This window comes from Methylibium sp. (genome assembly GCF_031393925.1).
Taxonomy (GTDB): domain Bacteria; phylum Pseudomonadota; class Gammaproteobacteria; order Burkholderiales; family Burkholderiaceae_C; genus Methylibium.
Map to the genome: position 1 here is coordinate 1 of NZ_JANMWL010000058.1, position 5,726 is coordinate 5,726.

Here is a 5,726-nt window from a genome sequence, read left to right on the forward strand (position 1 = left end):
GGGGTTGGACACGCTGTCGATGGGCATGACAGCCGACCTGGAGGCCGCCGTGCTCGAAGGCGCGACGATCGTGCGCGTGGGCACGGCGATCTTCGGCGCGCGTGGGCCCTGAACCGCTAAGCCTTGCGCCAGCGCGCCCACAGGTGCGCTAACTCGCCGACCAGGCCGCGCCGGAAGGCGAGCACGCAGATGATGAAGATCAGCCCGGTCACGAGCGTCACCGATTCGCCCAGCCCGTTGAACCAGGCGATGCCGGTGAAGTCGGCCAGTGCCTTGCCCACGTCGCCGATCTTGTTCTCGAGCGCGATGATCACCAGCGCGCCGACGATCGGCCCGATCATGGTGCCCATGCCGCCCACCAGCGTCATCAGGATGACGGCGCCGGAGGTGGTCCAGACCGCGTCGGTCAGGGTGGCAAATCCCAGCACCAGGGTCTTGGTCGCGCCCGCCAGGCCGGCCAGCGCGGCCGACAGCACAAAAGCCACCAGCTTGAATCGCTCGACGTCGTAGCCGAGCGAAACGGCGCGCGCCTCGTTCTCGCGGATCGAGGTCAGCACCTGCCCGAACGGTGAATGCACCGTGCGGTAGATGAGCCAGAACGAAGCACCGAAGATCGCCAGCACCACGTAATAGAGGTGGATGTCCTGGGCGAGATCGAGGCCGAACATACGGCCGCGTGGCACCGATTGCAGCCCGTCCTCGCCGCCGGTGAACGGCGCCTGCAGGAAGATGAAGTACAGCATCTGCCCGAGCGCCAGCGTGATCATCGAGAAGTAGATGCCCGAACGGCGGATCGCCAGCCAGCCGAACGCCAGGCCGGTGAGTGCCGCAACGCCGGTGCCCAAGAGCAGGCCGAGCGGCGTCGGAAAGCCCCACACCTTGAGCGCATGGCCGGCGGTGTAGGCGGCCACGCCCAGGAAGGCCGCATGGCCGAACGACAGCAGGCCGGTGAAGCCGATCAGCAGGTTGAAGGCGCACGCGAAGAGCGCGTAGCACATCACCTTCATGATGAAGATCGGGTAGGCGCCGAGCGCCGGCAGCAGCGCGACCGCGGCGAACAGCACCGCATAGCCGACCAGCGGCGGCATCGCTCGGGCACGCGGCGCGTCGGTCATCACTTCTCCTTGCCGAACAGGCCGGCCGGGCGGATCAGCAACACGATGGCCATCACGACGAACACCACCGTGCTCGACGCCTCGGGATAGAACACCTTGGTCAGGCCCTCGATCACGCCCAGGCCCAGGCCGGTGAGGATGGAGCCGAGGATCGAGCCCATGCCGCCGATCACCACCACCGCGAACACCACGATGATCAGGTTGCTGCCCATCAGCGGCGAGACCTGCAGGATCGGCGCGGCCAGCACGCCGGCAAAGGCAGCGAGCGCCACGCCGCCAGCGTAGGTGAGCGTGATCATGCGCGGCACGTTGATGCCGAAGGCCTGCACCAGGCGGGGGTTCTCGGTGCCGGCACGCAAGCTTGCGCCGAGCGAGGTCTTCTCGATCAGCGCCCACACCGCCAGACACATGACGATCGAGGCCACCACCACCCAGGCCCGGTAATTGGGCAGCACCATGAAGCCCAGGTCGGTGGCACCTGAAAGCGCCTCGGGCACCGGGTAAGGCTGACCCGAGACACCGTAGAACGAACGGAAGACGCCTTCGGCCACCAGCGAGATCCCCAGCGTGAGCAACAGGCCGTAGAGGTGGTCGAGCTTGTAGAGCCACTGCAGTAGCAGCCGCTCGATCAGCACGCCCAGCAGACCGACTGCCAGCGGTGCCAGCACCAGCATCACCCAGTAATTGAGGCCCAGGTAATTGAGGCCCATCCACGCCAGGAAGGCGCCGGTCATGTAGAGCGCGCCGTGGGCGAAGTTGATGATGTTGAGCATGCCGAAGATGACGGCCAGGCCCAGCGACAGCATCGCGTAGAACGAGCCGTTCACCAGACCGAGCAGGAGCTGGCTGAGAAACGCCGACAACGGTATGCCGAAGATGTCAGGCATCGGCATCAGCCTGGCTCTCCGGCCTCGTGCGGGTGCCGCCTCGGGGGGCGGCGCAGAGCGCGCGCGGGCGCCGTCATCTCACTTCTTCACCAGCGGGCACTTGCTGTCCGCCAGCTTCGCGAAGGCCTGCTCGCCGGGAATGCGCTCGACCACCTTGAAGTAGTCCCACGGCTCGGTGGACTCCTTCGGCGTTTTCACCTGCAGCAGCACCATGTCGTGGATGGCGCGCCCGTCTTCCTTTCGGATCGTGCCCTTGGTGTAGAAGTCGTTGACCGGTGCGGCCTTCATCTGTGCCATGACCTTGTCGGCGTCGTCGGACTTGATGGCCTCGACCGCATTCAGGAAGTGCATCGCCGCCGAGTAGTCGGCCGCCTGGATCGACGAGGGCATGCGCTTGATTTTTTCGAAGAAGCGCCGGCTCCATGCGCGCGCCTCGGGGCTCTGGTTCCAGTACCAACTGTCGGTCATGTACATGCCCTGCGTGAGCGGCAGGCCCAGCGAATGGATGTCGTTGATGAACATCAAGAGGCCCGCCAGCTTCATCGTCTTGGTGATGCCGAACTCGTTGGCCGCCTTGATGGCGTTGATGGTGTCCCCGCCCGCGTTGGCCAGGCCGAGGATTTGCGCCTTGCTGGATTGCGCCTGCAGCAGAAAGGAGGAGAAATCGTTGGCCGACAAGGGGTGCCTCACGCTGCCGAGCACCTGCCCACCCGACTTGGTGACCACCGCGGCCGTGTCGTTCTGTAGCGACTGGCCGAAGGTGTAGTCGACGGTGAGGAAATACCAGGTCTTGCCGCCCGCCTTGGTGACGGCGCTGCCGGTGCCATTGGCCAGCGAAACGGTGTCGTAGGCGTAGTGGATCGAATAGGGCGTGCAGTCCTCGTTGGTCACGCGCGCGGTGCCGCCGCCGATGACGATGATCGGCTTCTTCTTTTCGGCCGCCACCTTCATCATCGCCAGCGACGTGGCGGAGTTGGTGCCGGCAATGAGCACATCCACGCCCTGCGTATCGAGCCATTCGCGCGCCTTGCTGGCGGCCACGTCGGCCTTGTTCTGGTGGTCGGCGTAGAGCAGTTCGATCTTCTTGCCGGCCACCATGCCCTTCTTGTCGGCAATGGCCATGCGGATCGCCTCGACCCCGCCGGGCCCGTCGATGTCGGCGTACACGCCCGACATGTCGGTGAGGATGCCGATCTTGACGGTGTCACCCGAGATCTGGGCCGAGGCCATGCCGGTGAGGCTGCAGGCCGCGGCGGCCAGCGCGATGCGCTTCAGAGCGAGGGTCATCGGGATTTCCTGGTGAAGGTGTTGAACGGGAAAGCAACGGCTCAGACGCCGAGCAGTTCGTCGAGCGCATCTTGCCTCGCCGCCAGCTCGGACGCGGGGAAGGAAAGCGCCACATGGCCATGCTCAATGACGTAAAAATGATCGGCTAGCCGCGCGGCGAAGCGAAAGTTCTGCTCCACCATCACGATGGTGAAGCCCTGCTGTTTCAGCGCGGTGATCATCTGCGCCAGGGCCTGCACGATCACCGGCGCCAGGCCTTCGGAAATCTCGTCGAGCAGCAGGATGTCGGCGCCGGTGCGCAGGATTCGCGCGACGGCGAGCATCTGCTGCTCGCCGCCCGACAGCCGCGTGCCCTGGCTGGCCTTGCGCTCGGCGAGGTTGGGGAACATTGCGTAGATCTGGGCTTCCGTCATGGCGGTGCCGCGGCCCGCTTTCAGCCGCGGCGGCAAGCGCAGGTTTTCTTCGGCGCTGAGCGAGGCGAAGATGCCGCGCTCCTCCGGGCAATAGCCCAGACCCAAGTGGGCGATGCGGTGCGTGGGCCAGGTGATCGTCTCCTGGCCGTGGACCTTGATCGAACCCTTGCGCGTGCCCACCAGGCCCATGATCGCGCGCAAGGTCGTGGTGCGGCCCGCGCCGTTGCGGCCAAGCAAGGTGACCACCTGGCCGCGCGGCACGCACAGGTCGATGCCGTGCAGGATGTGACTCTCGCCGTACCAGGCGTGCAAGCCGGTGATTTCCAGCGCGGCGCTCATTCAGTGCGCGCCGGCCAGTTCGGTGGCCTCGCTGCCCATGTAGGCCTCCAGCACCGCCGGGTGGCGCGACACTTCTTCGTACGGTCCTTCGGCCAGCACGGCGCCGCGCGCCAGCACGGTGATGCGATCGGCGATACGCGAGACCACGCGCATGTTGTGCTCCACCATCAGCACCGTGCGGCCCTCGGCCACGCGTTTGATCAGCGCGGTGACGCGATCCACGTCCTCGTGGCCCATGCCCTGGGTCGGCTCGTCGAGCAGCATCAGCTCGGGCGACATCGCCATCGTGGTGGCGATCTCGAGCGCGCGCTTGCGGCCATAGGGCAGGTCGGCCGCCTGCAGCTGCGCCATGTCGCGCAGGTCGACCATTTCCAGCAATTCCAGCACCTTGGCGTCGAGCGTGCGCAGCCCGGCCAGACCTTTCCAGAAATGAAACGAAGTGCCGGTGAAGCGCTGCAGACCGATGCGCACGTTCTCCAGCACGCTCAGGTGCGGGAACACCGCGGAGATCTGAAACGAGCGGATCACGCCGCGCCGCGCGATGTGCGCCGAGGTCTCGCCGGTGATGTCTTGGCCGTTGAACAAAATCGTGCCGCGCGTGGGTGCCAGGAACTTGGTCAACAGGTTGAAGCAGGTGGTCTTGCCCGCGCCGTTGGGGCCGATCAATGCATGGATGTGGCCCCGCTGCACCTGCAGGTTCACGCGGTCCACGGCGGTGAAGCCCCTGAACTCTTTCGTGAGGCCGTGCGTCTCGAGGATGAAGTCGCTCATGCGGGGCCTGTCGACAAGGGATTGCACTTTAAGCAGCGGTGTTGCGCCGCAACAGGCGGGGATCACCCTAGGTAGGAGCGCGCACGCGGCAAGCCACCAGCGCGGCCGATTCTCGTTGGCTTCGCAGCGGGTGGGAAGGCTCGGGCGGCGCGTTCATGGGGCGCTCCCTCACGCCGCGCCGCAATAACCCGGTTGCGGGGCGTGCCATCGGCGTTGGCACACCACACTACCGCGCTGGGCGAGCCGATCGATCGTCGTCGCCCGGCCCTTGCTGGAGACGCCACCATGCCGCACGCCGCTCGTTCCCATCATCCAGCCAGCGCGACGGCACGGCTGCCTTCGCCGCTGCGCGACGAGGCCGGCGTCGTTGCCGCGCGGCTGCAGGCCTTGCAGGGCGCGCTCGACTGGCCCGCAGTGCAGGCGCTGGCGCGGCCGTGGGTGCAGGCGGTGCGCGACCAGCCGGCGCCGTTCTGGGCGATGGAGTCGCTGCTGCGCGAGTACCCGATTTCGAGCGCCGAAGGCCTGGCCTTGATGCGCCTGGCCGAAGCGCTACTGCGGGTCCCCGATGCGCCGACCGCGATCGCGCTGACCGCTGACCAACTGGGGCGCGCCGACTTCGACGCGGCCGGTGCGCCCGATGTCGGCCCGCACCGCCTGTTCGCCAGCCTGTCGGCCAGCGCGATTTCGCTGTCGAAGAAATTTCTGCCCGAAGGCGAGCAAGCTGGCGGCTTGCTGCAGCGCTTGGGCGCAAAGACCGTGGTGGCCGCGACGGTGCGCGCGATCCAGTTGCTCGGCCGCCAGTTCGTGCTCGGCCAGTCGATCGGCGAGGCGCTGCAAGCGGCGCGCGAGCAGCGCCAGACGCAGGGCGGCTTGCGCTTTTCCTTCGACATGCTCGGCGAGGGCGCGCGTACCGA

The 5,726-nt window shown here is 66.8% G+C and carries 5 protein-coding genes and 2 pseudogenes; 2 read left to right on the forward strand and 5 right to left on the reverse strand.

What is annotated here, in order from left to right; genetic code table 11:
- Positions 1 to 112 (forward strand): annotated as a pseudogene (locus RMO12_RS03865) (YggS family pyridoxal phosphate enzyme); the annotation flags it as partial.
- A 4-nt stretch (positions 113 to 116) separates the two neighbouring features.
- Here the strand turns inward: RMO12_RS03865 and RMO12_RS03870 are convergent.
- The 5 genes from RMO12_RS03870 to RMO12_RS03890 all read right to left on the reverse strand — a co-directional run bounded on the left by RMO12_RS03870 (position 117) and on the right by RMO12_RS03890 (position 4,812).
- Positions 117 to 1,088 carry a branched-chain amino acid ABC transporter permease gene (locus RMO12_RS03870; protein WP_309638273.1) on the reverse strand — a complete coding sequence of 324 codons (972 nt, stop codon included), beginning with the start codon at positions 1,086 to 1,088 and terminating at the stop codon, positions 117 to 119.
- Between the two features lie 26 nt (positions 1,089 to 1,114).
- Positions 1,115 to 2,002, reverse strand: coding sequence for a branched-chain amino acid ABC transporter permease (locus RMO12_RS03875; RefSeq protein WP_309638270.1), 888 nt, complete (start codon positions 2,000 to 2,002; stop codon positions 1,115 to 1,117).
- A 78-nt stretch (positions 2,003 to 2,080) separates the two neighbouring features.
- Positions 2,081 to 3,289: an ABC transporter substrate-binding protein gene (locus tag RMO12_RS03880; protein ID WP_309638271.1), complete on the reverse strand. Its 1,209-nt coding sequence runs from the start codon at positions 3,287 to 3,289 to the stop codon at positions 2,081 to 2,083.
- Positions 3,290 to 3,330: 41 nt separating this feature from the next.
- Positions 3,331 to 4,041 (reverse strand): ABC transporter ATP-binding protein, encoded by a 711-nt coding sequence (locus RMO12_RS03885; RefSeq protein WP_309626865.1) that lies wholly within the window; start codon positions 4,039 to 4,041, stop codon positions 3,331 to 3,333.
- A complete protein-coding gene (locus RMO12_RS03890) occupies positions 4,042 to 4,812 on the reverse strand; it encodes an ABC transporter ATP-binding protein (RefSeq protein WP_309638272.1) in 771 nt (256 codons plus the stop codon).
- Positions 4,813 to 5,097: 285 nt separating this feature from the next.
- Between RMO12_RS03890 and RMO12_RS03895 the strand changes: the two are divergent.
- Positions 5,098 to 5,726: pseudogene (locus RMO12_RS03895) on the forward strand (bifunctional proline dehydrogenase/L-glutamate gamma-semialdehyde dehydrogenase); the annotation flags it as partial.

Coding starts and splice junctions, on each gene's coding strand:
- RMO12_RS03885 (WP_309626865.1), bottom strand. CDS start 4,041: ATGAGCGCCGCGCTGGAAATCACCGGCTTGCACGCCTGGTACGGCGAG.
- RMO12_RS03880 (WP_309638271.1), bottom strand. CDS start 3,289: ATGACCCTCGCTCTGAAGCGCATCGCGCTGGCCGCCGCGGCCTGCAGC.
- RMO12_RS03890 (WP_309638272.1), bottom strand. CDS start 4,812: ATGAGCGACTTCATCCTCGAGACGCACGGCCTCACGAAAGAGTTCAGG.
- RMO12_RS03875 (WP_309638270.1), bottom strand. CDS start 2,002: ATGCCTGACATCTTCGGCATACCGTTGTCGGCGTTTCTCAGCCAGCTC.
- RMO12_RS03870 (WP_309638273.1), bottom strand. CDS start 1,088: ATGCCGCCGCTGGTCGGCTATGCGGTGCTGTTCGCCGCGGTCGCGCTG.